The following is a 1,749-nucleotide window of genomic DNA, read 5'->3' as shown; positions in this document are numbered from 1 at the left end:
GTCTCGCTGGGCGACAGCTACATCTCCGGCGAGGCCGGCCGGTGGCGCGGCAACGCCCTGCAGAACTCCGGCGACAAGTGGGGCACCGACCTGGCCACCCGGTGCGACGCGCGCAGCTGCACCACCGACCCCACGATCGTGTACGGCGACACCCACAGCAGCACCGACATGTGCCACCGCTCGACGTCCGCGGAGATCATCAGCGCCGCGATCCCCGACGCCACGCCGATCAACCTCGCCTGCTCCGGCGCGACCACGAACGACGTGCGCGACGGCGACCCGGCGCGCGACCAGCCCGACCAGCTCGACCTGCTGCGCGCCGCGGTGCGCGAGCACCGGGTGGAGCTGGTCGTGCTGTCCATCGGCGGCAACGACCTCGGGTTCGGGGACATCATCGCGGACTGCGTCAAGGGCTACCTCTCCCCGGCCTCGTACCGGTGCGCGCCGAAGTGGGACGCGACGGTCACCGAGCGGCTGGAGCGGCTGCGCACCGACGTCGGCGCCACGGTGAGCGCGATCAAGGAGGTGGTGGACGCCGCCCAGGGCGCGGGCACCTACCAGTTCGTCCTCCAGTCCTACCCGTCACCGATGCCGGCCGCCGCCGGCTTCCGCATCCCCGAGAACGGGCCGCGCTGGGCCCAGGGCGGGTGCCCGGTGTGGGATTCCGACGCGGACTGGGCGCGCAAGCAGCTCGTGCCGGCCATCGCCGCGCAGCTCAAGGCGGTCGCCGCGGACCGCAACGCGCGGTTCCTCGACCTGCGGGGCACCTTCAACGGCCGCGAGGTGTGCGCCGCCGACTCGCGCCAGGCGCAGGCGGGCAACAACGCCGACAACCCCGTCCCGGGCACGACCTCCGAGTGGGTGCGCTGGGTGGTCACCGGCTACACCTCCCAGGGCGACCGCCAGGAGAGCATGCACCCGAACTTCTACGGCCAGCGCGCGCTGGGCACGTGCCTGCGCCTGATGCACGAGAAGGCGACCGGCGACTTCGCCTGCCGCAACACCGCCGGCGCGGGCCCGGCCCACATGACGCTGGCCGCGGTCGCCGGGGGCCGGTGAGGCACCGACCCCCGCTCCTCGGTCCTCAGTAGACGGTTGCCTGCCGGGAGGTCGACCTGATGCCGTTGGCGCCGTTGAAGATTCGGTTGCCCCAGTTGGTCAGGCTGCTCCGGTTGAAGCCGCTGACCATGTCCAGGTACTCGACACCGCCGCCGTTGCCGCTCCACGACCAGCCGAGGTAGCCGATGCGCTGCGACTGGGCCGTGGCCATGATCGTGTTCTCGTCGGGGTTGCCGTCGGAGTGGTTGTCACCGAACTCCCCCACCACGATCGGCAGCCGGGCGTTGACGAACGCGTTGAGGTAGGAGGTGACCTCGGACGCGGTGTCGTACACGCCGTACATGTGGATCGAGAACACCGCGTTGCGCTGCGAGTCGGCGTTGAACACCGAGGACGCGTTGTTGCGCATGGTGTTCGTCCAGTCCTGACCCCAGTTCGGGCCGTCGACCATGAGGGTGTGGGTGAAGCCGTTGGACCGAAGCCGCGAGATGGCGTTGCGCGTGTCGTTGGTCCAGTTGGCGTAGTTGTTGTTGCCGTACGGCTCGTTGCCGATGTTGATGATGACGTAGCGCTCCTGGCCGACCAGCGCGCTCTTCACGCCCAGCCAGTAGTCCACGGCCTGGTTGAGCGTGACCGCGCCGCCCTGCTCGCCGTAGCCGGTGGTGTCGTGCGCCTCCAGCACGCAGATCA

General features: G+C 70.3%; 2 protein-coding genes. One reads left to right on the top strand and one right to left on the bottom strand.

Annotated features, from left to right (window positions below):
- A partial coding sequence (locus AB0G02_RS38510) for a GDSL-type esterase/lipase family protein (protein WP_360804942.1) occupies positions 1–1,059 on the top strand: 1,059 nt, incomplete at its 5' end.
- A 25-nt stretch (positions 1,060–1,084) separates the two neighbouring features.
- Here the strand turns inward: AB0G02_RS38510 and AB0G02_RS38505 are convergent.
- The coding region (locus AB0G02_RS38505) for a cellulase family glycosylhydrolase (RefSeq protein ID WP_360804939.1) at positions 1,085–1,749 on the bottom strand (665 nt) is incomplete at its 5' end.

The organism is Actinosynnema sp. NPDC023658 (assembly GCF_040639995.1).
Classification (GTDB): Bacteria; Actinomycetota; Actinomycetes; order Mycobacteriales; family Pseudonocardiaceae; genus Actinosynnema.
Note: the sequence above shows the minus strand (reverse complement) of the source record. Positions and strands in the feature narration are given on the sequence as shown.